Origin of the sequence: Streptomyces sp. SudanB52_2052, assembly GCF_964272415.1 — a bacterium.
GTDB classification, from domain to species: domain Bacteria; phylum Actinomycetota; class Actinomycetes; order Streptomycetales; family Streptomycetaceae; genus Streptomyces; species Streptomyces olindensis.
Genome location: NZ_OZ186796.1, coordinates 5,412,931 through 5,439,311 on the forward strand (window position 1 = coordinate 5,412,931; position 26,381 = coordinate 5,439,311).

A 26,381-nucleotide genomic window follows, 5' to 3' on the forward strand; every position below is an offset into this window, starting at 1 on the left:
ACCGTGAACGCCAACAGCTCCGAAGCCACCCCGGGCCCCGAGCCGACCGCCCCCGGTCCCGAGCAGGCCGCTCTCGGTTCCGAGCGGACCACCCCCGGCGCGGCCGCCGCCCCCGGCCGTATCGTCCTGCTCACCACCAGCCACCGCGTCGCCCCCGGCCTGCTGTCCTGGCCCGCCTGGCAGGCCCTGCACGCGGCCGACCAGGTGCTGTGCGCGGACGGCGCGCACCCGCAGCTGCCGTATCTGCGCGAGGCCGGGATCACGGTCGGCGAGGAGTCCCCGACCGCCCAGGAGCTGGTCGACGCCTGCGCCGGCGGGCGCACGGTGGTGGTCGTGGCGACGGGCGAGGGCGAGCCGGCCCTGACGGACGGCCTGGCCCGCCTCGCCGGCACCGGCCGCCTCTCCATGCCCGAGCTGGAGCTGCTGCCCGCCTCCTACGACCTGCCGGGCGCCCGTCTCCTCGACCTCGTCCAGGTCATGGACCGCATCCGCGCCGAATGCCCCTGGTCGTCCCAGCAGACCCACAAGGGCCTCGCCAAGTACGGCATCGAGGAGGCGTACGAACTCGTCGAGGCGATCGAGGAGGGCGACCGAGACGAGCTGCGCGAGGAGCTCGGTGACGTCCTGCTCCAGGTCGTCTTCCACGCCCGCATCGCCGAGGAGGACCTGGACGCCCCCTTCTCCATCGACGACGTGGCCGGCGGCATCGTCGCCAAGCTGATCCACCGCCACCCGCACGTCTTCGGCGACGCGACGGCCACCACTCCCGAGGAGGTCAAGGAGCACTGGCTGCGCACCAAGGCGGTCGAGAAGCAGCGCTCCTCGATCACCGAGGGCATCCCGCTCGGCCAGCCCGGCCTGGCCCTCGCCGCCAAGCTCGCGTCCCGGGCCCGCACCGCCGGCCTGGACATACCGCTCCCGCCCGTCGAAGGCATCGGCTACGACCTGCTGGCCCTGGCGGTCCGCGCCGAGGCCGAGGGCGTGGACCCGGAGGCAGCCCTGAGAGCGGCGGCCCGCGCCTACCGGGACGCGATCAGGGAGACCGAGGGCTGAGCCGACCGGACAGGGGGAGCGGCGGCGGGCCGGATACGGTCGGGGGGTGACCGACCAGCCCCAGCCCCGCACGCCCACGACCGCCCCGGCTCCCGCCCCCGACCTGTTCACCTGGGAGTTCGCGAGCGACCCCTACCCCGCCTACGCCTGGCTCCGTGAGCACGCCCCCGTCCACCGGACGCGGCTGCCCAGTGGTGTGGAGGCCTGGCTGGTCACGCGGTACGCCGACGCCAAGCAGACCCTCGCCGACAACCGGCTCTCCAAGAACCCGGCGCACCACGACGAACCCGCGCACGCCAAGGGCAAGACGGGGATCCCCGGTGAGCGCAAGGCCGAGTTGATGACGCACCTGCTCAACATCGACCCGCCGGACCACACCCGGCTGCGGCGGCTCGTGTCCAAGGCGTTCACGCCCCGCCGGGTCGCCGAGTTCGCGCCGCGCGTGCAGGAGCTGACCGACGGCCTCATCGACGGGTTCGCGCGGCAGGGGTCCGCCGACCTGATCCACGAGTTCGCCTTCCCCCTCCCCATCTACGCCATCTGCGACCTGCTCGGCGTGCCCCGCGAGGACCAGGACGACTTCCGGGACTGGGCGGGCATGATGATCCGCCACCAGGGCGGGCCCCGGGGCGGTGTCGCGCGGTCCGTGAAGAAGATGCGCGGCTACCTCGCCGACCTCATCCACCGCAAGCGGGAGGTCCTGCCCGCCGAACCCGCCCCCGGCGAGGACCTCATCTCCGGTCTCATCCGCGCCTCCGACCACGGTGAGCACCTCACCGAGAACGAGGCCGCCGCCATGGCGTTCATCCTGCTGTTCGCCGGCTTCGAGACCACGGTCAACCTCATCGGCAACGGCACGTACGCCCTGCTCACCCACCCTGAGCAGCGTGCCCGCCTCCAGGCCTCCCTGGCCGCCGGGGAAACCGGCCTGCTGGAGACCGGCGTCGAGGAACTCCTGCGCTACGACGGCCCCGTCGAGCTCGCCACCTGGCGGTTCGCCACGCAGCCGCTCACGATCGGCGGGCAGCACATCGGCGCGGGCGACCCGGTCCTCGTCGTCCTGGCCGCCGCGGACCGGGACCCGGAGCGGTTCGCCGACCCGGACATGCTCGACCTCTCCCGCCGCGACAACCAGCACCTCGGCTACGGCCACGGCATCCACTACTGCCTCGGCGCCCCGCTCGCCCGCCTGGAGGGCCAGACCGCGCTCGCCACCCTCCTCACCCGCCTCCCGGACCTCCGGCTGGCGGCGGATCCGGCCGACCTGAGGTGGCGCGGCGGCCTCATCATGCGCGGGCTGCGCACCCTGCCGGTGGAGTTCACACCGGCGTGACGGCCCGCCCTCACCAGCGGGGCGACCGATTAAACATGACACGCCGTCAGACCTGTGATCTTCACGTGATCTACGCGGCATGAACTTGTGACAAGTGATCGTCTGCCGATACGTTCACCCATCAGCGCGGCCCGGGCCTCTGTGCCGCGCCGGTCACTGCTGTCTCGCGAAAGGTCTCCGTATGCTCTCCGGGAACGGTCGGCACCGTCGCCCCCGCCAGGCTCCGGCTCTCCTCGTCGCGGCCGGAGTGACCGGCTCCGCCATCGCGATCCCGCTCCTCGGGGCCTCCGGTGCCAGTGCGGCCGACGGCACGACCTGGGACCGGGTCGCGGACTGCGAGACCGGCGGCGCCTGGAGCCAGAACAGCGGCAACGGCTACTACGGCGGCCTCGCGCTGTCCCAGGAGGACTGGGAGAAGCACGGCGGCCTCGAATACGCCGCGAGCGCCGACCTGGCCAGCCGCTCCCAGCAGATAGCCGTGGCCGAGAGAATCCTCGCCGACCAGGGCGTCGGCGCGTGGCGCACCTGCGGACTGCTCTCCGGCCTTCAGCAGGACTCGAAGTCGGACACATCAGACTCTTCCGACTCTTCCGACTCTTCCGGGTCTTCCGAGTCCTCTGGCTCCTCCGGCTCGTCCGATCCGACCGACTCGCCGGGACTGCTCGACTCCTCCGAGTCGGCTCCCTCGTCGACCCCTTCCTCATCCCCGGAGGACGAACCGGCCGACTCCGACAAGTCATCCGATTTCGGGGACTCCGCGCCGCAGAGCCGGGAGCCCGACAGCTCCCCCTCGGCCACGTCCGGGAGTGGCGAGTCCGACAACTCGCTGCAGGACGGCACCTCTTCGGCGCTGACCGGCACCGGCTCGGGCCGCCACCGCGGCCCCAGCGCCGACGAGAACGCCGAGCCCACGAACGGCCGTACGAACGAGTCCACGGGCCGGCACGCCTCGCGCGGCGACGACACCTGCCGCGACGCCGCGGACGGCTCCTACACCGTCCGAGCCGGCGACAGCCTCTGGTCCATCGCCGACTCCCTTGACCTCAGCGGCGGATGGCACGCGCTCTACGCCGGCAACAAGGACGCCGTCGGCACCGACCCGAACCTCATCCGCCCCGGTCAGAGGCTCACGGTTGGGGCCGAAGCGGACGAGAAGTAGCCGGTGGGACAGAGCGGAAGCGGCGGCGGAAGTCGCCTCGAAACCGCGCGAGTTCGCGTCATGTTTCGCGGTGAATGTCCCGTATAAGTGCGGTGAGAGATAGATCTCAGAAGCCCTGATCGTCTTTGAAATTCCGCCGATCGCGTGTCTACGGTCATGACCGCTCGCCACCGCGAGCCCCGGCTGCCGCAACGCCGAATCCTGCCAGCGGCCGCACGGGAACAGTCGTCGCGTCAAGCGCCGTAGGCAGGAGCGGGGGACCCAAGGTAGGTGCCCGACCGGCTTGTTGCGCCGGTAGGGCTTGGGGTGAAGCCGCGTCCCGGGAGGGGCGCGGCCGGGCAACTCAACCGGCCCGAACCCGACAGCTCACCTCGCAGGCGTCGGTGAGGGGATCCATCCATGCTGTTTTCCGGCAAGGGCAAGCACCGTCGTCCGTCCAAGGCCACTCGCGCCATCGCCGTCGCCGGTGTCACCGGCGCCGCCGTCGCCGCCCCGCTGATGGCGGCCGGCAACGCCTCCGCCGCCACCGCCTCCGAGTGGGACGCCGTGGCCCAGTGCGAGTCCGGCGGCAACTGGTCCATCAACACCGGCAACGGCTACTACGGCGGCCTGCAGTTCTCCGCCTCCACCTGGGCCGGCTACGGCGGCACCAAGTACGCCTCCACCGCCGACCAGGCCACCAAGGCCCAGCAGATCGAGATCGCCGAGAAGGTCCTCGCGGGCCAGGGCAAGGGTGCCTGGCCGGTCTGCGGCAAGGGCCTGTCGAGCGCCGGCTACACCGGTGGCGGTTCGTCCAGCGACTCCGGCAGCTCCGCGCAGCAGAGCACCGAGACCCGCGAGACCCAGCAGCAGCCGGCCTCCCGCTCCGACGAGCGCCCGGCCGCCAAGAAGACCGTCACCACCCCGACCGGCAAGAAGGTCAAGAAGGGCGACGGCGAGTACAAGGTCGTCAAGGGTGACACCCTCAGCTCCATCGCCGCGGAGAAGAAGGTCAAGGGCGGCTGGGAGAAGCTCTACGAGCTGAACAAGGACATCGTCGAGGACGCCAACCTCATCTACCCGGGCCAGCAGCTGCACCTGAAGTAAGCAGCGGCCCGCCCGTCCCCACGGGCACGGCCCACCCCCGTCCCCACGGGCTCCCCGCCCCGGCGCGTGTTCCCCCGTACGCGCCGGGGCGGGGTTTTTTCTGCCGGGCTTTGCGCTTCGGCTTTGTTCCGTTCGGAAACAATTTACTCTCGGTTCTGTCCATGGGGTGGGCGACCCGGTGGCCGATCGCCCGGAGCCGGTTAGGCTCATGTCGCGAGCCACCGGCCCGCACCCCGCCGGGTCCACGCGACCCGCGTCACCGCGTCACATGAAGAAGGAGATGCTCGTGCCGTCCATCGACGTCGTCGTAGCCCGGGAAATCCTGGACTCCCGAGGCAACCCCACGGTCGAGGTCGAGGTCGGCCTCGACGACGGCAGCACCGGTCGTGCCGCCGTCCCGTCCGGCGCCTCCACGGGCGCCTTCGAGGCCATCGAGCTCCGCGACGGCGACTCGAACCGCTACCTCGGCAAGGGCGTGGAGAAGGCCGTCCTCGCGGTCATCGAGCAGATCGGCCCGGAGCTCGTCGGCTACGACGCCACCGAGCAGCGCCTGATCGACCAGGCCATGTTCGACCTGGACGCCACCGACAACAAGGGCTCCCTCGGCGCCAACGCCATCCTCGGCGTCTCGCTGGCCGTCGCCCACGCCGCCTCCGAGGCGTCCGACCTGCCGCTGTTCCGCTACCTGGGCGGCCCGAACGCGCACCTGCTGCCGGTGCCGATGATGAACATCCTGAACGGCGGCTCGCACGCCGACTCCAACGTGGACATCCAGGAGTTCATGATCGCCCCGATCGGCGCGGAGTCCTTCTCCGAGGCCCTGCGCTGGGGCGCCGAGGTCTACCACACGCTGAAGAAGGTCCTGAAGAGCAAGGGCCTGGCCACCGGCCTCGGCGACGAGGGCGGCTTCGCCCCGAACCTCGGCTCCAACCGCGAGGCCCTCGACCTCATCCTCGAGGCCATCAAGGAGGCCGGCTACACCCCCGGCGAGCAGATCGCCCTGGCGCTCGACGTCGCCGCGTCCGAGTTCTACAAGGACGGCTCCTACACCTTCGAGGGCAAGAGCCGCTCGGCCGCCGAGATGACCGAGTACTACGCCGAGCTGGTCGAGGCGTACCCGCTGGTCTCCATCGAGGACCCGCTGTTCGAGGACGACTGGGAGGGCTGGAAGACCATCACCGACAAGCTCGGTGACAAGGTCCAGCTCGTCGGCGACGACCTGTTCGTCACCAACCCCGAGCGCCTCGCCCGCGGCATCGAGGAGGGCGCGGCCAACGCGCTTCTGGTCAAGGTCAACCAGATCGGTTCGCTCACCGAGACCCTGGACGCCGTCGAGCTGGCCCAGCGCAACGGCTTCAAGTGCATGATGTCCCACCGCTCCGGCGAGACCGAGGACGTCACCATCGCCGACCTGGCCGTCGCCACCAACTGCGGCCAGATCAAGACCGGCGCCCCGGCCCGCTCGGAGCGCGTCGCCAAGTACAACCAGCTGCTGCGCATCGAGGAGATCCTCGACGACGCCGCGGTGTACGCCGGGCGCAGCGCCTTCCCCCGCTTCAAGGGCTGATCGTCCAAAGGCCCGGCCAAGGCCGCGCCAGTCGTACGTACGTCCCCGTACCCGGTCCCGTACCGTGTCCGGGGACGTACGCGCGTATGACGGCGGAGCGGGAGGCGGACAGACATGGCCGTGAAGGACCGGGACCGGTTCTCCACCACGACCAGGATCCGGCTGCTCGGCGAGCAGACCGCGGCCCGGGTCTACCGCTCCCAGACCAGGCGGCAGGCCCGCCGCTCCCGGCTGACCGGCCGGGCCGCGCTGCTCGCGCTGGTGATGTGCTCGCTGATCGTGGCGCTGGCCTACCCGATGCGGGAGTACGTCTCCCAGCGCGCCGAGATCGACGACCTGCAGCGCGAGCAGCAGCAGGCCCGCCAGCGCGTGGAACGGCTGCGCGACATGAAGGCGCGCTGGCAGGACGACGCCTACGCCGAGCAGCAGATCCGGCAGCGGTTGCACTACGTCATGCCGGGGGAGACGGGGTTCATCGTCGTCGACCCGCACGCGGCGAAGCAGTCGCGCGCCGACCTCGGGGCGGCCGACCGCCCCTGGTACTCGAACATCTGGGACGGGGTCGACAAGTCCGACGCCTCCGACCAGTAAATGTGACCCCAGAGAAAGACAGCCTGAAGACAGTCATGGAAACGCCCCCGCCGACCACTCCGCGCACCGAGCCCACCGACGCGGACGTCGAGGCCTTCAAGCAGCAGCTCGGTCGGCCCCCGCGCGGCCTGCGGGCCATCGCGCACCGCTGCCCCTGCGGACAGCCCGACGTCGTCGAGACGGCCCCGCGGCTGCCGGACGGCACGCCGTTCCCCACGCTGTACTACCTGACGTGCCCGAAGGCGAACTCCGCGATCGGCACGCTGGAGGCGAACGGCGTGATGAAGGAGATGACCGAGCGGCTCGCCTCGGACCCGGAGCTGGCGGCGGCCTACCGGGCCGCGCACGAGGACTACATCCGGCGCCGTGACGAGATCGAGGAGCTGAAGAACTTCCCCAGCGCGGGCGGCATGCCGGACCGGGTGAAGTGTCTGCACGTGCTGGTGGCGCACTCGCTGGCCGCGGGGCCCGGGGTGAACCCGCTGGGCGACGAGGCGCTGGCCATGCTGCCGGAGTGGTGGCGCAAGGGCGCGTGCGTGACGACCGCCGGGCCGCCCAGCGGTGACGGATGTCAGGTGGAGGGTACTGACTCGGGGCACTTCGCCTTGAAGCCGGTCGAGGAGGACGCCCAGTGACCCGTGTCGCCGCCGTGGACTGCGGTACGAACTCCATCCGCCTGCTGGTCGCCGACGCCGACCCGACCACCGGCGAGCTGACCGACCTGGACCGCCGGATGACGATCGTCCGGCTCGGGCAGGGCGTCGACCGCACCGGCCGGCTCGCCCCCGAGGCGCTGCAGCGGACCTTCGCGGCGTGCCGCGAGTACGCCGGGATCATCAAGGAGCACGGGGCGGAGCGGCTGCGGTTCGTGGCGACCTCCGCCTCCCGGGACGCCGAGAACCGGGACGGGTTCGTGCGCGGCGTGCTGGACATCCTGGGCGTGGAGCCCGAGGTGATCTCCGGGGACCAGGAGGCCGAGTTCTCCTTCACCGGCGCCACCAAGGAGCTGGCCGGGCGCGACCACCTGCCCAAGCCCTACCTGGTGGTGGACATCGGCGGCGGCTCGACCGAGTTCGTCGTCGGCGACGACCACGTCCGGGCGGCCCGGTCGGTGGACATCGGCTGCGTCCGCCTGACCGAGCGGCACCTGGTCCGGGACGGGGCGGTGAGCGACCCCCCGACCGAGGAGCAGATCGCGGCGATGCGGACCGACATCGAGGCCGCGCTCGACCTCGCCGAGGAGACGGTCCCGCTGCGCGAGGCGCGGACGCTGGTCGGCCTGGCCGGCTCCGTGACGACCGTGTCGGCGATCGCCCAGGAGCTGCCCGAGTACGACTCGGAGGCCATCCACCACTCCCGGGTCTCCTACGAGCGGGTCCGCGAGATCACCGAGTGGCTGCTGCGCTCCACGCACGCCGAGCGGGCGGCCGTGCCGTCCATGCACCCGGGTCGGGTCGACGTGATCGGGGCGGGTGCCCTCGTGCTCCTGTCGATCATGGAGCGGATCGGTGCGGAGGAGGTCGTCGTGAGCGAGCACGACATCCTCGACGGCATCGCGTGGTCGGTGGCGTAGTCCGCCTCCGGGAGCTCCGGGCCCGCTTCTGAGCAGGCATGGATCACGAATGAGCGCGTCCGAGGGGCCCGGAGGGACCCCTCGGCGACAGCCCGTCGGAAAAGTTCGTGAAGTTCTTCACAAGGAATTCGGCCCTCCCGGGCGACGAGAAGGGTCCGGTTGACCCGTCCGGGGGGCGAACGGCCCTTTGAACATGTTCAGAAGCATGGTATGGAGGTGTCCGGGAAGGGGTCCGGCACCGGGCTCCGGAAGGGCCTCACAGGGGGTCCTCGGACCCAGAGAGGCAGCTCACGCGGCATTGACAACGGTCCGGGGTGCACAAACGATCCCGATTGTCACCATGACGTGGATCACGCGGGCCGCGGAGGATAGCACACACCCTGCGAAAGCTTGTGAAGGGGCGCACGAGCCACCCCCCTGAAGCGGGTGGATACTCGATGGCATGAGCACCACGGAGCGTCCCAGGATCCTCGTAGTAGGCGGTGGGTACGTAGGCCTGTACGCAGCTCGGCGCATCCTCAAGAAGATGCGTTACGGAGAGGCGACCGTCACGGTCGTCGACCCCCGGTCGTACATGACCTACCAGCCCTTCCTCCCCGAAGCCGCCGCCGGCAACATCTCCCCTCGCCACGTCGTCGTCCCGCTGCGACGCGTGCTGCCCAAGGCGGAGGTCCTCACCGGCCGGGTCACCACCATCGACCAGGACCGCAAGGTGGCCACGGTCTCCCCGCTGGTCGGCGAGGCCTACGAGCTGCCCTTCGACTACCTGGTGGTCGCGCTCGGCGCGGTCTCCCGCACCTTCCCGATCCCCGGCCTCGCCGAGCAGGGCATCGGCATGAAGGGCATCGAGGAGGCCATCGGCCTGCGCAACCACGTCCTCGAGCAGCTCGACAAGGCCGACTCCACCACCGACGAGGAGATCCGCCGCAAGGCGCTCACCTTCGTCTTCGTGGGCGGCGGGTTCGCCGGTGCGGAGACCATCGGCGAGGTCGAGGACATGGCCCGCGACGCGGCGAAGTACTACAAGAACGTGTCCCGCGAGGACATGCGCTTCATCCTCGTCGACGCCGCCGACAAGATCCTGCCCGAGGTGGGTCCCAAGCTCGGCAAGTACGGCAAGGAGCACCTCGAGGGCCGCGGCGTCGAGGTCTACCTGTCCACCTCCATGGACTCCTGCGTCGACGGCCACGTGGTGCTGAAGAACGGCCTCGAGGTCGACTCCAACACGATCGTCTGGACCGCCGGCGTCAAGCCCAACCCGGTCCTCTCCCGCTACGGCCTGCCCCTCGGCCCGCGCGGCCACGTCGACTGCGAGCCGACGCTCCAGGTCAAGGGCACCGACTACATCTGGGCCGCGGGCGACAACGCCCAGGTCCCGGACCTGGTCGGCCGCAAGGCGGGCAACGAGAACGCCTGGTGCCCGCCGAACGCCCAGCACGCGCTGCGCCAGGCCCGGGTCCTCGGCGACAACGTCCTGTCCGGCATGCGCGGCTTCCCGCAGAAGGACTACGCGCACGCCAACAAGGGCGCGGTGGCCGGCCTCGGCCTCCACAAGGGCGTCGCGATGATCGTCATGGGCAAGATGAAGATCAAGCTCAAGGGCCGTCTCGCCTGGTACATGCACCGTGGCTACCACGGCCTGGCGATGCCGACCTGGAACCGCAAGATCCGCGTCTTCGCCGACTGGACCCTCGGCATGTTCCTCAAGCGCGAGGTCGTCTCGCTCGGCGCCATCGAGACGCCGCGCGAGGAGTTCTACGAGGCCGCCAAGCCGGCCCCGGTCGCCGCCGCGCCGAAGGAGAAGACCGAGGAGAAGGCCAAGGCCTCCTGACCTCCGGTCCCTCACCGGCCTGACGAAGGGCCTCCCGCCGTCCGTGGTGCGGGAGGCCCTTCGGCGTGCGTGGCGCGCGCGTGGGCCAAAGGGCGACCGACGGCCGGTTTTGCACAGACATGACGCGTGCCGGGGACTGCGCCGAAGCCCCGCAGGTGTTTACGTGGTGTCGGACATTCCGGGATTCAAGTCACGGAGGTGTACACCATGGCAGACGCCGCGCCGCGGCTGCAGGGCCTCTTCGCACAGGTGCTGGGAGCACCGCTTCCCGTGCGCATCCGCGCCTGGGACGGTTCGCAGGCGGGCCCGCCGGGCGCGCCGATTCTGGTCGTACGCAACCGCCGCGCCCTGCGCCGCCTGCTGTGGAAGCCGGGCGAACTGGGCCTGGCCCGCGCCTGGGTGGCGGGCGACCTCGACATCGAGGGCGACCTCTACGCCACGCTCGACCTGCTGGCCGGCCTGATCTGGGAGCGCGGCGAGGACGCCCGCACCCTCGCCCAGGCCCTGCGCGACCCCGAGGTCCGGGCCGCCGTCCGCGGACTCGTCAGGCTCGCGGGTCCGCCGCTGCCGCCCGCCCCGCCCCGCGAGGAGGCCCGCAGCCCCCGCCGCCACCTGCACACCAAGCGCACCGACAGACGCGCCATCAGCCACCACTACGACGTCGGCAACGACTTCTACGAGATCGTCCTCGGCCCGTCCATGGTGTACTCCTGCGCCTACTGGCCCGCCCTGGACAGCACCCTCGAACAGGCCCAGCGCGACAAGCTCGAACTCGTCTGCCGCAAGCTCGGCCTGAAACCCGGTCAGCGGCTGCTCGACGTGGGCTGCGGCTGGGGCTCCCTGGCCATCCACGCCGCCCGCGAGCACGGCGTGAGCGTCGTCGGTGTCACGCTCTCCCAGGAGCAGGCCGCCTACGCCCGCAAGCGCGTCGCCGACGAGGGCCTCACCGACAAGGTCGAGATCCGCGTCCAGGACTACCGCGACGTCCGGGACGGTCCGTACGACGCCGTCTCCTCCATCGGCATGGCCGAGCACGTCGGCGCCGACCGCTACCTGGAGTACGCCGCCGACCTGTACGACCTGCTCGAGCCCGGCGGGCGGCTGCTCAACCACCAGATCGCCCGCCGTCCGCAGCGGGACGAGACGGCGTACCACGTCGACTCCTTCATCGACTCCTACGTCTTCCCCGACGGTGAGCTCCAGCCCATCGGCATCACTGTCACCCAGTTGGAGCGGGCCGGCTTCGAGGTGCGCGACGTCGAGTCGATCCGCGAGCACTACGCCCTCACGCTGCGGCAGTGGGTCGCCCGCCTGGAGGCCGACTGGCAGCGTGCCGTCCGGCTCACCAGCCCCGGCCGCGCCCGTGTCTGGCGCCTGTACATGGCCGCCTCCGCGCTCGCCTTCGAGCACAACCGCATCGGCGTCAACCAGGTCCTGGCCGTCCGGACGCCGGAGTCGGGCGCCTCCGGCATGCCGTTGCGGGCCCGCACCTGGGGTGCGCCTGCCGGCGGTTGACCCGGAGACAGGGGGAAGGGCCGGGCTCCCCGTCGCGGGAACCCGGCCCTTCGGTGTGCCGCGGCGCGGCGAGGTCACTCGGCCTTGATCGCGTTCAGCATGTTCAGCCGGGCGGCGTTGCGGGCCGGCCACATCGCGGCCAGGACGCCCACCAGACCGGCCAGCACCAGGAAGATCCCGATCCGGTCCCAGGGCAGGACCAGGGCGTAGCCCGGGATCTGGTCCGCGAAGGTCTCGCCGATCGCCCAGCCGAGGAAGGCCCCGAGACCGATGCCGACCATCGCGCCGAACACCGAGATGACCACGGCCTCCAGGCGGACCATCCGCTTCACCCGGCGCCGGTCCAGACCGATGGCGCGCAGCATGCCGATCTCCTGCTGCCGTTCGAAGACGGACATCGCGAGGGTGTTGACGACGCCCAGCACCGCGATGATCAGGGCCATCGCCAGCAGGCCGTACATGACGTTCAGCAGGGTGTTGATGGCGCCGCCGAACTCGTTGCGGATGTCCTGCTTGTCCATCACGGTGATCGCCGGGTTGTCGCCCAGCGCGTCGACGATGACCTTCTCGTTCGCCGCGGTCTGGCCGCCGTCGACCTTCACGAAGATCTGCCGGATGGACGGCTTCGTCTCGTGCGGATCCGTGATCTTCCGGTCGATCAGGACGGGGGAGAGGAACTCGCTGTCCTTGTAGACGGCGCCGACCGTGAGCGTGGCCTTCTTGTCGTCGCCGAAGGTGACGGGGACGGTGTCACCGGTCTTCCAGCCCCTGCTCTTGGCCGTCTTCTCGGCGACCGCGATGCGGCCCTCGGCGAGCGAGTCGGCGCTGCCGCTGACGACGTCGACGGTCAGGACCTTCCCGATGTCGCCCGGGGTGACCGCCGAGGCGTACACGTGGTCGCCTCCGTCCACCTGGAAGTAGGCGTCCTGCTGCGGCGAGACCGCGGACACGCCCCGGGCCTTCTCCAGCGCCGACAGCGCCGACCGGTCGAGGTCACCGCCGTTGGCCATCGAGACCATGTAGTCGGCCTTGATGTTGTCGGTGGTCATCTTGTCGATGGCCGTGCCGACCGTGACGCCGAGCACCGACAGGCCGGTCACCAGCGTCAGCCCGATCGCCAGTGCCGAGGCGGTGGCCCCGGTGCGGCGCGGGTTGCGGACCGCGTTCTGGCCGGCGAGCTTGCCCGCCACCCCGAAGGGGCCGACGAGCAGCGGACGGACGAGCGCGATCACGGGCCGGGACAGCAGCGGGATCAGGATGATCACGCCGATCAGCGCGAGGAACGCGCCTGCCCCGATGTACATCCGGCCGTCGTCGCCGCCGGTCGAGGCACCCGCCACGATCCCCACCGCGCCGAGGGAGGTGACGGCCGCACCGATGGAGTTGCGCAGCACCAGCGATTTGGTGGTGGCCACCGCGTGGACGCTGTTCATGGCCGCCACCGGCGGGATCTTCGCGGCCCGGCGGCCGGGCAGCCAGGCGGCGAGCATCGTGATCAGCACGCCCACGGCGAACGCCGCGAGCACCGGCGTGGCGGACAGGACCAGCGGACCGTCCGGCATCTTCATGTCGAACGCGGCCATGCCGGAGCGCAGGGCGACGGCCAGGCCGATGCCGAGGAGGAAGCCGACGGCGGAGGCGACCAGACCCACCAGGGCGGCCTCGGCGAGCACCGAGCGGGTGATCTGCCTGCGGGACGCGCCGACGGCGCGCATCAGGGCGATCTCCTTGGTGCGCTGGGCCACCAGCATCGTGAACGTGTTGGAGATCAGGAAGATCCCCACGAAGAGCGCGATGCCCGCGAAGCCGAGCAGGACCTGCTTGAGGTTGCCCATGCCCTGCTCGATCTGCGCGGCCTGCTCGTCGGCGAGCGCCTGGCCGGTCTGGGCCTCGGCTGTGTCCGGCAGCAGCGGCTTGACCGCGTCCAGGATCTTCGTGTCGTTCGCGCCCGGGGCGGCGGTGACGGTGGCGCTCTCGAAGTAGCCCGGCTCGAGGTACTGCTTCTGGGCGACGGCGGTGTCGAAGAGGACGAGGCTGCCGCCGGCGTTGACGGCGCCGTCCTCCGTGGTGAACACCCCGCTGAGGGTGTACTCCTTCACCGGGCCGTTGGTCGCGACGCGCACCCGGTCGCCGACCTGGTACTCGCCCTTGGCCGCGGATTCCTCGTCCAGGGCGATCTGGTCGTCCTTCACCGGGCCGGAGCCGTCGGTGAACGTGTAGGCGGCGTCCTTGCCGTCCTTGCCGGGCGCGAAGTTGGAGCCCTTGTTGGACCAGCCGACGCCGATCAGCTTCCCGTCGGGGTCGGCGACCCCGGCGAAGCCCTCGACGCGGCCGTACACCCCGGCGACGCCGTCCACGGCGGCGATCCGGTCGAGGACCTTGCCGGACAGGCCCGGCTCCTCCTCGGGGTTGTCCGGGTCGGCGTACGAGGAGACGGAGACGGCGACGTCGTCGTAGCTCTTCGCCGACTGGTTGCGGAAGGCGTTGGAGAGGGTGTCGGCGAAGACCAGGGTGCCCGAGACGAACGCGACGCCGAGCATCACGGCGAGCACGGTCATCAGCAGCCTGGCCTTGTGCGCGAGGACGTTGCGCAAGGCGGTACGGAACATGGGTTCTTGTTCTCAGTCCTGTCGGTCCTGACGGGGGATCAGCTGGTGCGGCCCTTGGCGTCGAACGCCTTCATGCGGTCCAGGACGGAGTCGGCCGTGGGCCCGTGCATCTCGTCGACGATCCGGCCGTCCGCCAGGAAGATCACCCGGTCCGCGTAGGCCGCGGCCACCGGGTCGTGGGTCACCATCACCACCGTCTGGCCCATCTCCCGCACGGAGTTGCGCAGGAAGCCCAGCACCTCGGCGCCGGAGCGGGAGTCGAGGTTTCCGGTGGGCTCGTCCCCGAAGATGATCTCGGGCCGGGAGGCCAGCGCCCGGGCCACGGCGACGCGCTGCTGCTGGCCGCCGGAGAGCTGCGAGGGCCGGTGGCCGAGCCGGTCCGCGAGACCGACCATCCGGATGACGGAGTCGAGCCACTGCTTGTCCGGCTTCCGGCCCGCGATGTCCATCGGAAGGGTGATGTTCTCCAGGGCCGTCAGGGTCGGCAGCAGGTTGAAGGCCTGGAAGATGAAGCCGATCTTGTCCCGGCGCAGCTTGGTCAGCTGCTTGTCCTTCAGGGAGCCCAGCTCGGTCTCGCCGATGCGCACCGACCCGGAGGAGAACGTGTCGAGACCCGCCACGCAGTGCATCAGGGTCGACTTGCCGGAGCCGGAGGGGCCCATGATCGCGGTGAACTCGGCCTGCCGGAAGTCGACGGAGACCCGGTCCAGGGCGACCACCTGGGTCTCACCCTGTCCGTAGACCTTCGAAAGATCCGTGGCGCGCGCGGCCACGGTGGTGGCCCGGTCGGCGAGGGATGCGGTGGTCACGGGATGGCACTCCTGTCGGGACGACGGTGGTGGAGAAGAACGTGTTCCATCGTCCGGGTGCCACGCCGCCGTGTAGTCACCCGTTGTTCCGGTTCCGAGGGCCGACTGCAGGCTGACCGGGCCGGGCCATGTCATACCTGGGGATGACGAACGCCCCCGAGGGGGCCTGGTGTCGAAGCCGCGTGTGCGTGGTGTCGAGAACAGGTGGAGTGCCCTCGTTCGGGCGGTGAAATTCCGTCATTCCGCATACGCGGCCGACGGCCGCACGTAAGGCTATTGGCAAGTGCGGATGGCGCGTTCCGTGTGCTGATGCACCCTCAGACGTCAATAAAATAAGACAACATCGGTCCGCCCTTCCGCTGTTCGGGGGACCCGTCCCGATAGTCTCGGAACCTCGATGCGGAGCCCATGGCCTGCCCGGATGGTGGAATGCAGACACGGCGAGCTTAAACCTCGCTGCCCCTTCGCGGGCGTGCCGGTTCGAGTCCGGCTCCGGGCACCTTCCGATCCCTGTGTGGTCCATTGAGAAGTTCGCGGCGTGCCCGTTGACAGCGGTCGCATGCCGTCAGAGACTCACATCCAACAATGGTGAAGAAAATTTCACCACACGAACGGATGAGAAGAGGGCGTCCGATGCGCACCACCGTCGGCATCATCGGGGCCGGTCCCGCCGGCCTCCTCCTCGCCCGGCTGCTGCACAACGCCGGCATCGACTCGGTCGTCCTGGAGAGCCGCGACCGCGACTACGTCGAGCGGCGGCAGCGGGCCGGGATCCTGGAGCAGGGCACGGCGGACGTGCTGCGCGCGGCCGGCGCCGGGCAGCGCATGGACCGCGAGGGGCTGCGCCACGACGGCATAGAGCTGCGCTTCGACCGCCGCCGCCACCGCGTCGACTTCCCCGCCCTCACCGGCGGCCGGTCCGTGATGGTCTACGCCCAGACCGAGGTCTGCAAGGACCTCATCGCCCTCCAGTTGGCGGAGGGCGGCCCGCTGCTCTTCGAGGCGGAGGCGCTGGCCGTGGAGGACGCGGGCACCGACACCCCCCGCGTCCGCTTCCGGCACGAGGGCCGCGAGGACGTCCTGGAGTGCGCGTACGTCGTCGGCTGCGACGGCTTCTGGGGCGTGGCCCGCAAGGCGATCCCCGCGGAACTGGTTCAGGTCTTCGAACGGACGTACCCCTTCGGCTGGCTCGGCATCCTCGCCGACGTGCCGCCCTCCCACGACGAGCTGGTCTACGCCCGCCACGACCGCGGCTTCGCCCTCCTCTCCATGCGCTCCCCGGCCGTCTCCCGCCTCTACCTCCAGGTGCCCGACGGCACCGACGCCGAGGCCTGGAGCGACGAGGAGATCTGGGACGAGCTGGAGCGCCGCTTCGAGACCGCCGACGACTGGCGCCTGGAGCGCGGCCCGATCACCCAGAAGTCGGTCACCCCCATGCGCTCCTACGTCCACGAGCCCATGCGCCACGGCCGCCTCTTCCTCGCCGGCGACGCCGCGCACATCGTGCCGCCGACCGGGGCCAAGGGGCTGAATCTCGCCGTGGGCGACGTCGTGACGTTCGCCCGGGCCCTGACGCACCAGAGGGACACGGGCTCACCGGAGCTGCTCGACGCCTACTCGCAGACCTGCCTGCGCCGCGTCTGGCAGGCCGAGCGGTTCTCCTACGACATGACGACCCTCCTGCACCGCACCCCCGACGCGAGCCCCTTCGACGACCGGCTCCAGCTCGCCCGGCTGGAGCGCATCGCCTCCTCCCGCGCCGCCGAGACCGACCTCGCGGAGGGGTACACGGGCTTCCCGTTCGGGTGACGTAAGAGCGGCGTCAGCGGGTGATCTCCGACCGGTTCCGGACGTGTCGCAGCTTGGTGATGAATGATCCCCTCCGGTCAGGGGAATCACGAAGCGGCGTAGCGTGTTGCGCAGCACGACGAGGGAAAGATCCTCCCCAAGCAGTAGGGTCATTCCTTTGCCTACCTATTACTCTTGAGCCAAGGCCACGCAGTGTGGCCATGGAGGAGTGAAATGAGGAGCAGAAACCCGGTCTTCTCGCGACGGGGGTTCAGCCGCGACAACGGCTACGCGGGCTTCAACACCGCGCCGCAGGCCGGGGGTCCCGCTGTCGCCACCCAGGGCAACCCGTACGCGCAGCAGCCGACGGGCAACCCGTACGCGCAGAACCCGTACGCGCAGAACCCTTACGCCCAGCAGGACCTGCAGTACGGCGCGCCGCCGCAGGCCCCGGCCACCACCGGCCGGATGACCATCGACGACGTCGTCCTGCGCACGGCGAGCACGCTCGGTGTGCTCGTCCTCACCGCCGCGCTCTCCTGGGCCCTGCTGCCCGTGGACGACGCCAACATCAGCCGCAGCTACGGCATCGGTATCGGCGCCGCGCTGATCGGCATGGTCCTGGCGTTCGTGCAGTCCTTCAAGCGCAAGGCCTCGCCCGCGCTGATCCTCACGTACGCCGCGTTCGAGGGTGTCTTCCTCGGCGTCGTGTCCAACATCGTCGACAACCGCATCGCCGACGGTGCGGCCATGCAGGCCGTGATCGGCACGATGGCGGTCTTCGCCGGTGTGCTGATCGCCTACAAGGCCGGCTGGATCCGCGTCAACCGCCGCTTCTACGGCTTCGTGATGGCGGCCGCGCTCGGCTTCATCCTGCTGATGACCGTGAACCTGCTGTTCGCGGTGTTCGGCGGCGGTGACGGCCTCGGCTTCCGCAGCGGTGCCCTCGGTGTCGTCTTCGGCATCATCGGCATCATCCTCGGCGCCTGCTTCCTCGCCCTGGACTTCAAGCAGGTCGAGGACGGCGTCGCCTACGGCGCCCCGCGCGAGGAGGCGTGGCTCGCGGCCTTCGGCCTGACGCTGACGCTGGTGTGGATCTACCTCGAGTTCCTGAGGCTCATCTCGATCCTCAACAGCAACGACTAGTTCTTCTCGACGGTCGTAGCGCGAAGGGCCCCGGCTCCGGCCGGGGCCCTTCGTCGTCTGCCGGGCGGTGCGCCGCCTAGAGCAGTTTGCGCGCGGCCCTCCTCAGGTCGTACTCGTGGATGATCGCCTTGGCGTGGCCGTACGCCAGATTGTGTTCGTGCCGGAGCCAGCTGACCTTTTCCTCGAAGCGGAAGAGTGCCGGGCCTTCTTCGACGGTGCGCAACCAGTCGGCGATTTCACGACCGGTGCAGTGGGGGATGCGGGCGAGCATGTTGCGGTGGGTCTCTTCGGAGAAGACTTGGGACATCGGCGCCTCCGGACGCATGGGATGTAAGCCGGTCCTTCAGGTCACGGTGCCTGAGTGTTCGCCCGTTGGCAACAGTCCCGGTGCGACGCGTACGCTCGCGGCGTGGTTGATACGACGCCTCTGATCCGTGCGGTGGAGCACTTCGCCGATCGTTTGAGGGCCGCGCCCCAGAGCCGGTTGCAGCGGGGCGCTGCCGCTGAGGCTCTCGGGCTTGCCCGGGAGTTGGCCCGGAGGGCGCAGGTGCTGGAGGGCGTGGAGCCTCGGGAGATGCCGGATGCGGGGATGTTTGCGGCTGCGGATCAGATCACCGTTGCCGGGCATGATCTGGCGGTGGTGATTCCCAGTGATGCCGATGTCGATGACGCGGTGCGGGTGGTTGAGGGGGCGCAGAAGCGGGCGGGGGTTTAGCGCCGTTCGCGGGTGCAGGTCGTCCGTGGCTGGTCGCGCAGTTCCCCGCGCCCCTGACTACAGGGACGCGATGACCCTGTCGGCCAGGATGTAGACGTTCTCTTCGCCGCACTCGAACGTCAGGGTGTAGGCGCCCGAGACGCCCGAGCCGCCGAGGAGGGTCGGGGTCTGGCCCGCTCGGAGCGCTGCGGCCAGGCGTTCCGCCGTCTCGCGGTGGCCCGGGGTCATGCACAGGGTCGTGCCGTCGGCGAAGACGTAGACGTCGAGGGTGCCGAGGGGGCCCGGGCGGACGTCCGTCAGTTCCACGCGGGACGCGGCCAGCTCTTCCAGGGTGGCGACCGTGCGCTCGTGGTCGTTCACGACCGGCGACGGGTTCGGCACGAAGTCCGGGTGGGAGGGGTGGCGGCGGCGGGCCGCGGCCAGCTCGGCGGACTCGCCGGCCGGCTCCTCGGCGTCCGCGCCGGGCTCGGACACCGGCTCAAGGCCCGCGAAATCGGCCTGCCGGGGCAGGAACAGGTCGGGGTCGGGCAGGCCCAGCAGGGACGGCGCGTCGGAGGCGTCACGGGCTTCCTGGGCGGCCCAGAAGGCGCGCGCCTCGGCGAGCTCCCGCTCCCGCTCCTCGGCCAGTGCCGCCGCCACAGCGGCCCGTATCTCGTCGGTGTCGGCCGTGGTACGGGCGGCGGGCAGCAGTGCGCGGGTGGTGGCGGCACGGCTCTCGGCCAGCGCGGTGTGCAGGGCCGCGACCTGTCGGCGCAGCTGCAGGACGGTGCGCAGGACGGCGACGCCCACGGCGCCCGTGGCGGCCGTGGTGACCAGCAACGCGATCGGCATGGCGCTCACTGACGTACTCCCGGTTCAAAGTCGACCCCCGACTTCCTACATCAGCTTGAAGGGCGGACTAACCAGCTGTCAGTGCGTAACGTCACGAAACGGACAGGGCTTCGGTGCCGGAGGAGGGGATGGGGCTGCTGTGACCTGGGCTTCTCCCCGTGTCGAGGGAGATAGGTCACATCCTGGGGGAGATTGGATCACAAAAGGGCCCAGAACCCCGGGGTTTCCGGGGTCCTGGGCCCGAGCCTCACAGCGTGTGCTATGGCGACTACCGTGCGGCGCTCAGCTGAGGCGCTCGATGACCATGGCCATGCCCTGGCCGCCGCCGACACACATGGTCTCCAGGCCGAACTGCTTGTCGTGGAACTGGAGGGAGTTGATGAGCGTGGTGGTGATCCGGGCGCCGGTCATGCCGAAGGGGTGGCCGACGGCGATGGCACCGCCGTTGACGTTCAGCTTCTCCAGCGGGATGCCGAGGTCGCGGTAGGAGGGGATCACCTGGGCGGCGAACGCCTCGTTGATCTCCACCAGGTCGATGTCGTCGATGGTCAGCCCGGCCCGCTTCAGGGCCTGGTTGCTCGCCTCCACCGGGCCGAGGCCCATGATCTCGGGGGAGAGGCCGGAGACGCCGGTCGAGACGATCCGGGCGAGCGGGGTGAGGCCGAGCTCGCGGGCCTTGGTGTCGGACATGATCACGAGCGCGGCGGCACCGTCGTTCAGCGGGCAGCAGTTGCCGGCGGTGACCAGGCCGTCGGGGCGGAAGACCGGCTTGAGGCCCTGCACGCCCTCCAGGGTGACGCCGGCGCGGGGGCCGTCGTCCTTGGCGACGACCGTGCCGTCGGGGAGCGTCACCGGGGTGATCTCGCGCTCCCAGAAGCCGTTCTTGATGGCCTCCTCGGCGAGGTTCTGCGAGCGGACGCCGAACTCGTCCATGTCCTGGCGGGTGACGCCCTTGGCGCGGGCCAGGTTCTCGGCGGTCTGGCCCATCGCGATGTACGGGTCGGGCAACAGGCCGTCCTCACGCGGGTCGTGCCAGGTGGAGCCCTCGGACTGGGCGGTCTCGGCGGTGCGGGCCTCGGCGTCGGCGAAGAGCGGGTTGTGCGTGCCGGGCATGTCGGAGCTGCCGTTGGCGTACCGGGAGACCATCTCGACGCCCGCCGAGATGAAGACGTCGCCCTCGCCCGCCTTGATGGCGTGCAGGGCCATGCGGGAGGTCTGCAGGGAGGAGGAGCAGTACCGGGTGATGGTGCAGCCCGGCAGGTGGTCCATGCCCATCTGCACGGCGACGATGCGGCCGAGGTTGTGGCCCTGCTCGCCGCCGGGCAGGCCGCAGCCGAGCATCAGGTCGTCGATGTCCTTCGGGTCCAGCTCGGGAACCTTGGCGAGGGCGGCCTGGACGATCGCGGCGGTGAGGTCGTCCGGGCGGAGGTCCTTGAGGGAGCCCTTGACGGCGCGGCCGATGGGGGAGCGGGCGGCTGAGACGATCACGGCTTCGGGCATCACGGCTCCATTGACGTACCGGGTGGTCTGGCTGGGCTGTCTGGGAAGTTACCCGTACGTATGGGCTGGGTCACGGGTGTCGCGGTGTGACCCTGACCGCAGTTTTCTAAGCGCTTGCTTTTTCCTCGGGCGGGTGCCTCTCAGCTCGACGGCGTGGCGGGAGCGGGTTCCTGCTCGGGCAGCCGCCGGCGCCGGCGGCGCTTCAGCAGGGCCCACGGGCCCCGCGGTCCGGACGGCATCGCCGCCGCGACCTCGGTGCCCGCCTCCGAGGCGGCCTCGGCCGCCGCCCGTGCCACCGGCAGGAAGCCCTCGCGGCGCGAGGCGTCCGGGCGCTCCTCCTCGGCCGGCCAGAGGCCCAGGGAGGCGCAGACGGTCGGCAGGACCGCCATCGCGGCCGTGGCGTAGCCCTCGGCGGAGGGGTGGTAGTTGTCCGGGCCGAACAGCTCGCGCGGGTTCGCGGCGAACTCGGGGCCGAGCAGGTCGCCCAGGGACACGGTGCGGCCGCCCTGTTCGACGACTCCGATCGTCTGGGCGGCCGCCAGCTGGCGGGAGGCCCGTCGGGCCAGCCAGCGCAACGGTTGCTGGACCGGCTCGATCGTGCCCAGGTCGGGACAGGTGCCGACCACGACCTCCGCGCCGGCCGTGCGCAGCCGCCGTACCGCCGAGGACAGGCAGCGGACCGAGCGGGTCGGGGGCATGCGGTGGGTGACGTCGTTCGCACCGACCATGATCACGCAGATGTCGGGCACCGGATCGGGCGCGGCCAGCACCAGGGCCACCTGGCGGTCCAGGTCGTCCGAGCGGGCCCCCGGCGTCGCCACCGTGCGCAGCTCCACCGGGCGTTCCGCCAGGGCCGCCACGCCCGAGGCCAGCAGCGCCCCCGGGGTCTGCCCGGCGCGGTGCACGCCCTGGCCGGCGGCCGTGGAGTCACCCAGCATGGTCAACCGCAGCGGCGGCTGCTCGGTGGAGACGGCGTACGTACGGCCGTACAGCCCGTCCGCGTTCGGCACGTGCGGTGACGTGCCGTTGCCCACCCGGCGCCGCGCCAGCTGCACCTCCGCCAGCAGCAGCCCCGCGGCGGCCGCCCCGGCCAGACCGATCCCGCCGCCGCCGTACGCAGCGCCGGCCGCGATCCGCCGGGCCACCCTCGCCCTCGACATGCTCGTCACGTCGCCGCCACCTCCTCGAACCCGTACACCCAGTGCTTGCCCCGTACGGACCGTCGCCCAATCTCAACGGGGAGTGAACGACCGTCACGGACGACGGGCAGCACATAGGCTGGCGGCACCACTAAGACCACTTCTGCGGCATCCGGAGACAACGGTGCAGTTCCACGACTCGATGATCAGCCTCGTCGGCAACACCCCGCTGGTGAGGCTCAACAGCGTGACCAAGGGCATCAGGGCGACCGTCCTGGCCAAGGTGGAGTACTTCAACCCCGGCGGATCCGTGAAGGACCGCATCGCCCTGCGCATGATCGAGGCGGCGGAGGAGAGCGGCGCGCTCAAGCCCGGCGGCACGATCGTCGAGCCGACCAGCGGCAACACCGGCGTCGGGCTCGCCATCGTGGCGCAGCAGAAGGGGTACAAGTGCATCTTCGTGTGCCCCGACAAGGTGAGCACCGACAAGATCAACGTGCTGCGCGCGTACGGCGCCGAGGTCGTCGTGTGCCCGACCGCCGTGGACCCCGAGCACCCGGACTCGTACTACAACGTCTCCGACCGGCTCGTGCGCGAGACGCCCGGGGCCTGGAAGCCGGACCAGTACTCCAACCCCAACAACCCGCTCTCCCACTACCACTCCACCGGCCCCGAGCTGTGGGAGCAGACGGAGGGGAGGATCACCCACTTCGTGGCGGGCGTCGGCACGGGCGGCACCATCTCCGGCACCGGGCGCTACCTCAAGGAGGTCAGCGACGGCAAGGTGAAGGTCATCGGCGCCGACCCCGAGGGCTCCGTCTACTCCGGCGGCTCCGGGCGGCCGTACCTGGTCGAGGGCGTCGGTGAGGACTTCTGGCCCACCGCCTACGACCGGACCGTCGCGGACGAGATCGTCGCCGTGTCCGACAAGGACTCCTTCCAGATGACCCGCCGCCTGGCCAAGGAGGAGGGTCTGCTGGTCGGCGGCTCCTGCGGCATGGCGGTCGTGGCCGCGCTGGAGGTCGCCGCGCGACTCGGCGAGGACGACGTCGTGGTGGTCCTGCTGCCGGACAGCGGCCGCGGCTACCTCAGCAAGATCTTCAACGACGAGTGGATGGCCGACTACGGCTTTCTGGAGGACGCGGGCCCCAGCGCCCGCGTCGGCGACGTCCTGAACGACAAGGAGGGCGACCGCATGCCCTCCCTCGTTCACATGCACCCGGAGGAGACGGTCGGTCAGGCCATCGACGTGCTGCGCGAGTACGGCGTCTCACAGATGCCGGTCGTCAAGCCCGGCGCGGGGCACCCCGACGTGATGGCCGCCGAGGTCGTCGGCTCGGTCGTGGAACGCGAGCTGCTGGACGCGCTGTTCAGCAAGAGCGCCTCGCTCGACGACCCGCTGGAGAAGCACATGTCGGCCCCGCTGCCCCAGGTCGGCTCCGGCGAGCCCGTCGCCGACCTGATGGCCGTCCTCGGCAAGGCGGACGCCGCGATCGTCCTCGTCGAGGGCAAGCCGACCGGTGTGGTCAGCCGGCAGGACCTGCTGTCCTTCCTCGCCCGTACGGGGAAGTGAGGGAGAACCTCCGGTGAACCGCCCGTGAACCGGGTGGACTTGCGGCGTCCGCGATCTTCGTGGACTTCGCGGAAGTGGTACGAGCGTGTCACGTTCGCGCAGCACCCGCTTAACACGGGTCCTGCACATTAGGGGGTGTCGGCAGGGCGGGAGCGGCTCCCCGCCCCGGCCGGCGCCGTAGGCGTCAAAGGACCTCCGGAGCGGCTCCCGGACCTCCACCGACGCCACGGACGCGGGGGCCCGGCCTGACCAGGCCCGCGTCCTTCGCGGGGACCGCCGTCGTCCCGCCCCCCGTTCACGGGGGTGCGGCGGTCCCCGCGCATTTCCTTCTCCGGCGTTCCGCCTCCCGGGCCGGTCAGCCCGTCTGGCTCGTCGCCCAGCTCCCCAGCAGCGCCAGGCGCTCCGCGGTCTCGGAGCCCGGCTCGGGGGTGTACGCCACGATCGTCAGGTCCGCCGCCCCCGGCACCACGAGGGTCTCGTACGGGAGGGTCAGCAGGCCCGCGACCGGGTGCCGGACGTGCTTCACGCCCTGGTCGCAGGGCTTGACCAGGTGGTCGGCCCACAGGCGGCGGAACTCCGCGCAGCTGCGGGAGAGTTCGGCGACGAGTTCCCCCATGGCCGGGTCGCCGGGGTGGTGGCCCGCCTTCAGGCGGAGGTGGGCGACCGTCTGCGCGGCGACCGTCGGCCAGTCCGGGTAGAGGTCCCGCGCCGCGGGATCGAGGAAGAGCCGGCGCGGCAGGCTGCGGCCCTCGGGGCCGGTGCCGTCGAAGCCGAGCAGGGCGTCGGCGAGGGCGTTCCACGCGAGGACGTCCATGCGGTGGTCCAGGACATACGCGGGGTTGCGGTCCATGCCGTCCAGGACGAGCCGCACCCCCGGGCGCACCCGGGACGCCGCCGGGCCGTCCGCGTCCCGACGGTGCGGCCGGGCCACCGCCCGCAGGTACTCGCGCTCCGCCGCGTCCAGCCGCAGCACCCGCGCCACCGCGTCCAGCACGGCGTCCGAGACGCTCGGTCCCCGGCCCTGCTCCAGACGGACGTAGTAGTCGACGCTCACCCCGGCCAGCTGCGCCACCTCCTCGCGGCGCAGCCCCGGAACACGGCGGCGGCCGTACGAGGGCAGCCCCCTCTCCTCCGGGCGGATACGGGCACGGCGCGAGCGCAGGAAGTCTCCCAGTTCTCCGTCCATGACGCTGAGCCTAGGCGGCCCGGCGCCCGCGAACCTGGTACTGCCAGACCCAGGAAAAGCGCCGCCCTGGGTACGGCGGCGGGCGCCGCGGAAGGTGGTGGCGAGGCCGGGGAGACGCCCCGGCCGCCACCGAGGGAGCACTCATGACGTACGAGAACCTGGCCGGCCGCACCGCCGTCGTCACCGGGGCCGCGAGCGGGATCGGCGAGGCCGTCGCCGTGCTGCTGGCCGCCCGGGGCGCACGGGTGGCGCTGCTGGCCCGGCGCGAGGAACGCCTGGCGGCGCTCGCCGGGAAGATCCGGGCCGACGGCGGACAGGCCCTGCCCGTCGTCGCGGACGTCACCGACGAGACGTCCGTGGCCGACGCCGTCGACCGGATCCACGCGGAGTACGGGCCCGTCGACCTGGTCGTGAACTCCGCCGGCGTCATGCTGCCGCACCCCGTCGACGCCCGGCGCGCCGACGAGTGGCAGCGGATGCTCGACACCAACGTCGCCGGAGTGCTGCGGATCACCGGCGCGTTCACCGCCGACCTGGTGGGCGCCGCAGCGGACGGCCGTACGGCCGACATCGTGAACATCTCGTCCATCGCCGCCCACGTCAGCTTCCCGAACTACGCGGTGTACGGGGCGACCAAGGCGGCCGTCACCTCCCTGTCGCAGTCCCTGCGCGGGGAGTTCGGGCCGCGGGACGTCCGGGTCACCAACATCGAGCCCGGGTTCGTCGAGAGCGAGCTGCGCACGCACATCTCCGACGCGGAGCTGTCCCGGCAGGTGGAGGGCATGCTCGACGCGGTGGGCGCGCTGTCCGCCGAGGAGCTGGCCGATCTCGTGGCCTACGTGGCGAGCCGGCCCCGGCGGGTCAATCTGCGGCAGATCGTGGCGCTGCCGACGAGGCAGGTCTGACCGGCCGCGCGCTCAGTCCTCCCAGCCGCTCTTCTCGGAGGACGTGCGGCGGCCGAACAGGCCCGGGTTGGTGCGGGCGGCCTGGACGACGTTGACGCCGACGATGCCCGCCCAGGCGACGAGCAGCCCGGGCAGGTGGGCCACGCCCCCGCCGATCGCGGACAGCGGCACCGCCAGGACGAGCGAGACGATCCCGAAGCCGAAGCGCTCGCCCCAGGAGTCCGTGGCCCGCGGCGACCGGGAGTCCCGGGCCGTCTGCATCTGCTGCTCGGCGAGCTGCCGGCGCACCCGCCGGTCCACCGCGCCGTCGATCCGCTGGTCGACCTTCTCCAGGAACGAGTCGACCAGCGCGGACTCGTACTCCTCGCCCAGTTCCCTGCGCGCGTGCAGGGTGGCGTCGAGTTCCTTCTTCAGGTCGGTGTCCCGCGCGTCCATTCCGGTCATGTCACCCACGGTAGGAAGCGCCGGCGCC

The 26,381-nt window shown here is 71.1% G+C and carries 23 protein-coding genes, 1 tRNA gene and 1 riboswitch; of the genes, 16 read left to right on the forward strand and 8 right to left on the reverse strand.

From position 1 onward, the window contains the following. The first annotated feature begins 3 nt into the window (after window positions 1–3). From ACSUPV_RS24245 to ACSUPV_RS24290, 10 genes are all read left to right on the forward strand, one after another. Window positions 4–1,053 (forward strand): nucleoside triphosphate pyrophosphohydrolase, encoded by a 1,050-nt coding sequence (locus ACSUPV_RS24245; RefSeq protein WP_436948541.1) that lies wholly within the window; start codon window positions 4–6, stop codon window positions 1,051–1,053. A 46-nt stretch (window positions 1,054–1,099) separates the two neighbouring features. After that, window positions 1,100–2,386 carry a cytochrome P450 family protein gene (locus ACSUPV_RS24250; RefSeq protein WP_037758774.1) on the forward strand — a complete coding sequence of 429 codons (1,287 nt, stop codon included), beginning with the start codon at window positions 1,100–1,102 and terminating at the stop codon, window positions 2,384–2,386. Between the two features lie 181 nt (window positions 2,387–2,567). After that, window positions 2,568–3,545, forward strand: a complete 978-nt coding sequence (locus ACSUPV_RS24255; RefSeq protein WP_436948542.1) for a transglycosylase family protein — start codon at window positions 2,568–2,570, stop codon at window positions 3,543–3,545. A 228-nt stretch (window positions 3,546–3,773) separates the two neighbouring features. Beyond that, window positions 3,774–3,940, forward strand: a riboswitch (cyclic di-AMP (ydaO/yuaA leader). Window positions 3,941–3,944: 4 nt separating this feature from the next. After that, window positions 3,945–4,631: a transglycosylase family protein gene (locus ACSUPV_RS24260; protein WP_031117961.1), complete on the forward strand. Its 687-nt coding sequence runs from the start codon at window positions 3,945–3,947 to the stop codon at window positions 4,629–4,631. A gap of 286 nt (window positions 4,632–4,917) precedes the next feature. Continuing rightward, the gene (eno, locus tag ACSUPV_RS24265) at window positions 4,918–6,198 is read left to right on the forward strand and encodes a phosphopyruvate hydratase (RefSeq protein WP_031117962.1); all 1,281 of its coding nucleotides are present in this window, start codon (window positions 4,918–4,920) and stop codon (window positions 6,196–6,198) included. Window positions 6,199–6,312: 114 nt separating this feature from the next. After that, window positions 6,313–6,789, forward strand: a complete 477-nt coding sequence (locus tag ACSUPV_RS24270; protein ID WP_031117963.1) for an FtsB family cell division protein — start codon at window positions 6,313–6,315, stop codon at window positions 6,787–6,789. 35 nt (window positions 6,790–6,824) lie between these two features. After that, entirely contained in the window at window positions 6,825–7,424 is a 600-nt protein-coding gene (locus tag ACSUPV_RS24275; protein ID WP_436948543.1) for a DUF501 domain-containing protein, read from the forward strand. Further along, window positions 7,421–8,362, forward strand: a complete 942-nt coding sequence (locus tag ACSUPV_RS24280; RefSeq protein ID WP_436948544.1) for a Ppx/GppA phosphatase family protein — start codon at window positions 7,421–7,423, stop codon at window positions 8,360–8,362. Before ACSUPV_RS24275 ends, ACSUPV_RS24280 begins: the two co-directional genes overlap by 4 nt. Before the next feature lie 442 nt (window positions 8,363–8,804). Beyond that, on the forward strand, window positions 8,805–10,193 hold the full coding sequence (locus ACSUPV_RS24285) for an NAD(P)/FAD-dependent oxidoreductase (RefSeq protein ID WP_078650662.1): 1,389 nt from the start codon (window positions 8,805–8,807) through the stop codon (window positions 10,191–10,193). Between the two features lie 207 nt (window positions 10,194–10,400). Beyond that, a complete protein-coding gene (locus tag ACSUPV_RS24290) occupies window positions 10,401–11,708 on the forward strand; it encodes a class I SAM-dependent methyltransferase (RefSeq protein WP_436948545.1) in 1,308 nt (435 codons plus the stop codon). A 74-nt stretch (window positions 11,709–11,782) separates the two neighbouring features. Here ACSUPV_RS24290 and ACSUPV_RS24295 read toward each other — a convergent pair whose 3' ends face one another. Together ACSUPV_RS24295 and ACSUPV_RS24300 are read right to left on the reverse strand one after the other, a co-directional pair. Continuing rightward, window positions 11,783–14,317 (reverse strand): ABC transporter permease, encoded by a 2,535-nt coding sequence (locus ACSUPV_RS24295; RefSeq protein ID WP_037758778.1) that lies wholly within the window; start codon window positions 14,315–14,317, stop codon window positions 11,783–11,785. Between the two features lie 38 nt (window positions 14,318–14,355). Continuing rightward, complete coding sequence (locus tag ACSUPV_RS24300; RefSeq protein WP_037758780.1) at window positions 14,356–15,126, reverse strand: ABC transporter ATP-binding protein; 771 nt, start codon at window positions 15,124–15,126, stop codon at window positions 14,356–14,358. A gap of 415 nt (window positions 15,127–15,541) precedes the next feature. Between ACSUPV_RS24300 and ACSUPV_RS24305 the strand changes: the two genes are divergently transcribed. From ACSUPV_RS24305 to ACSUPV_RS24315, 3 genes are all read left to right on the forward strand, one after another. Then, window positions 15,542–15,625: transfer RNA gene (locus ACSUPV_RS24305), tRNA-Leu, on the forward strand. A gap of 134 nt (window positions 15,626–15,759) precedes the next feature. Beyond that, window positions 15,760–16,935, forward strand: a complete 1,176-nt coding sequence (locus ACSUPV_RS24310; RefSeq protein WP_037758783.1) for a 4-hydroxybenzoate 3-monooxygenase — start codon at window positions 15,760–15,762, stop codon at window positions 16,933–16,935. Between the two features lie 213 nt (window positions 16,936–17,148). Then, the gene (locus tag ACSUPV_RS24315) at window positions 17,149–18,060 is read left to right on the forward strand and encodes a Bax inhibitor-1/YccA family protein (RefSeq protein ID WP_037758785.1); all 912 of its coding nucleotides are present in this window, start codon (window positions 17,149–17,151) and stop codon (window positions 18,058–18,060) included. A 76-nt stretch (window positions 18,061–18,136) separates the two neighbouring features. Here ACSUPV_RS24315 and ACSUPV_RS24320 read toward each other — a convergent pair whose 3' ends face one another. Beyond that, window positions 18,137–18,367, reverse strand: coding sequence for a DUF4287 domain-containing protein (locus tag ACSUPV_RS24320; protein WP_031119260.1), 231 nt, complete (start codon window positions 18,365–18,367; stop codon window positions 18,137–18,139). A gap of 102 nt (window positions 18,368–18,469) precedes the next feature. Here ACSUPV_RS24320 and ACSUPV_RS24325 point away from each other — a divergent pair, with 102 nt between their 5' ends. Further along, window positions 18,470–18,775, forward strand: coding sequence for a hypothetical protein (locus tag ACSUPV_RS24325; RefSeq protein ID WP_031119259.1), 306 nt, complete (start codon window positions 18,470–18,472; stop codon window positions 18,773–18,775). Window positions 18,776–18,832: 57 nt separating this feature from the next. Here the strand turns inward: ACSUPV_RS24325 and ACSUPV_RS24330 are convergent, their stop codons facing one another. The 3 genes from ACSUPV_RS24330 to ACSUPV_RS24340 all read right to left on the reverse strand — a co-directional run bounded on the left by ACSUPV_RS24330 (window position 18,833) and on the right by ACSUPV_RS24340 (window position 22,275). Beyond that, a complete protein-coding gene (locus tag ACSUPV_RS24330; RefSeq protein ID WP_037758787.1) occupies window positions 18,833–19,615 on the reverse strand; it encodes a hypothetical protein in 783 nt (260 codons plus the stop codon). Window positions 19,616–19,888: 273 nt separating this feature from the next. Beyond that, the gene (locus tag ACSUPV_RS24335) at window positions 19,889–21,106 is read right to left on the reverse strand and encodes an acetyl-CoA C-acetyltransferase (RefSeq protein ID WP_382617295.1); all 1,218 of its coding nucleotides are present in this window, start codon (window positions 21,104–21,106) and stop codon (window positions 19,889–19,891) included. A 140-nt stretch (window positions 21,107–21,246) separates the two neighbouring features. Beyond that, complete coding sequence (locus ACSUPV_RS24340) at window positions 21,247–22,275, reverse strand: SGNH/GDSL hydrolase family protein (RefSeq protein ID WP_078650663.1); 1,029 nt, start codon at window positions 22,273–22,275, stop codon at window positions 21,247–21,249. A 154-nt stretch (window positions 22,276–22,429) separates the two neighbouring features. On the opposite strand from ACSUPV_RS24340, the gene ACSUPV_RS24345 reads away from it, so the two are divergent. Further along, window positions 22,430–23,818, forward strand: coding sequence for a cystathionine beta-synthase (locus tag ACSUPV_RS24345; protein WP_031119256.1), 1,389 nt, complete (start codon window positions 22,430–22,432; stop codon window positions 23,816–23,818). Between the two features lie 355 nt (window positions 23,819–24,173). Here ACSUPV_RS24345 and ACSUPV_RS24350 read toward each other — a convergent pair whose 3' ends face one another. After that, window positions 24,174–25,004, reverse strand: a complete 831-nt coding sequence (locus ACSUPV_RS24350; RefSeq protein ID WP_436948546.1) for a helix-turn-helix transcriptional regulator — start codon at window positions 25,002–25,004, stop codon at window positions 24,174–24,176. 143 nt (window positions 25,005–25,147) lie between these two features. On the opposite strand from ACSUPV_RS24350, the gene ACSUPV_RS24355 reads away from it, so the two are divergent. Next, a complete protein-coding gene (locus ACSUPV_RS24355) occupies window positions 25,148–25,909 on the forward strand; it encodes an SDR family oxidoreductase (RefSeq protein WP_031119254.1) in 762 nt (253 codons plus the stop codon). A 12-nt stretch (window positions 25,910–25,921) separates the two neighbouring features. Here the strand turns inward: ACSUPV_RS24355 and ACSUPV_RS24360 are convergent, their stop codons facing one another. After that, on the reverse strand, window positions 25,922–26,344 hold the full coding sequence (locus tag ACSUPV_RS24360; RefSeq protein WP_382617322.1) for a hypothetical protein: 423 nt from the start codon (window positions 26,342–26,344) through the stop codon (window positions 25,922–25,924). Window positions 26,345–26,381: the final 37 nt, after the last annotated feature.

Coding starts and splice junctions, on each gene's coding strand:
- ACSUPV_RS24320 (WP_031119260.1), bottom strand. CDS start 18,367: ATGTCCCAAGTCTTCTCCGAAGAGACCCACCGCAACATGCTCGCCCGC.
- ACSUPV_RS24335 (WP_382617295.1), bottom strand. CDS start 21,106: ATGCCCGAAGCCGTGATCGTCTCAGCCGCCCGCTCCCCCATCGGCCGC.
- ACSUPV_RS24360 (WP_382617322.1), bottom strand. CDS start 26,344: ATGGACGCGCGGGACACCGACCTGAAGAAGGAACTCGACGCCACCCTG.
- ACSUPV_RS24255 (WP_436948542.1), top strand. CDS start 2,568: ATGCTCTCCGGGAACGGTCGGCACCGTCGCCCCCGCCAGGCTCCGGCT.
- ACSUPV_RS24270 (WP_031117963.1), top strand. CDS start 6,313: ATGGCCGTGAAGGACCGGGACCGGTTCTCCACCACGACCAGGATCCGG.
- ACSUPV_RS24290 (WP_436948545.1), top strand. CDS start 10,401: ATGGCAGACGCCGCGCCGCGGCTGCAGGGCCTCTTCGCACAGGTGCTG.
- ACSUPV_RS24295 (WP_037758778.1), bottom strand. CDS start 14,317: ATGTTCCGTACCGCCTTGCGCAACGTCCTCGCGCACAAGGCCAGGCTG.
- ACSUPV_RS24285 (WP_078650662.1), top strand. CDS start 8,805: ATGAGCACCACGGAGCGTCCCAGGATCCTCGTAGTAGGCGGTGGGTAC.
- ACSUPV_RS24315 (WP_037758785.1), top strand. CDS start 17,149: ATGAGGAGCAGAAACCCGGTCTTCTCGCGACGGGGGTTCAGCCGCGAC.
- ACSUPV_RS24355 (WP_031119254.1), top strand. CDS start 25,148: ATGACGTACGAGAACCTGGCCGGCCGCACCGCCGTCGTCACCGGGGCC.
- ACSUPV_RS24350 (WP_436948546.1), bottom strand. CDS start 25,004: ATGGACGGAGAACTGGGAGACTTCCTGCGCTCGCGCCGTGCCCGTATC.
- ACSUPV_RS24310 (WP_037758783.1), top strand. CDS start 15,760: ATGCGCACCACCGTCGGCATCATCGGGGCCGGTCCCGCCGGCCTCCTC.
- ACSUPV_RS24275 (WP_436948543.1), top strand. CDS start 6,825: ATGGAAACGCCCCCGCCGACCACTCCGCGCACCGAGCCCACCGACGCG.
- ACSUPV_RS24260 (WP_031117961.1), top strand. CDS start 3,945: ATGCTGTTTTCCGGCAAGGGCAAGCACCGTCGTCCGTCCAAGGCCACT.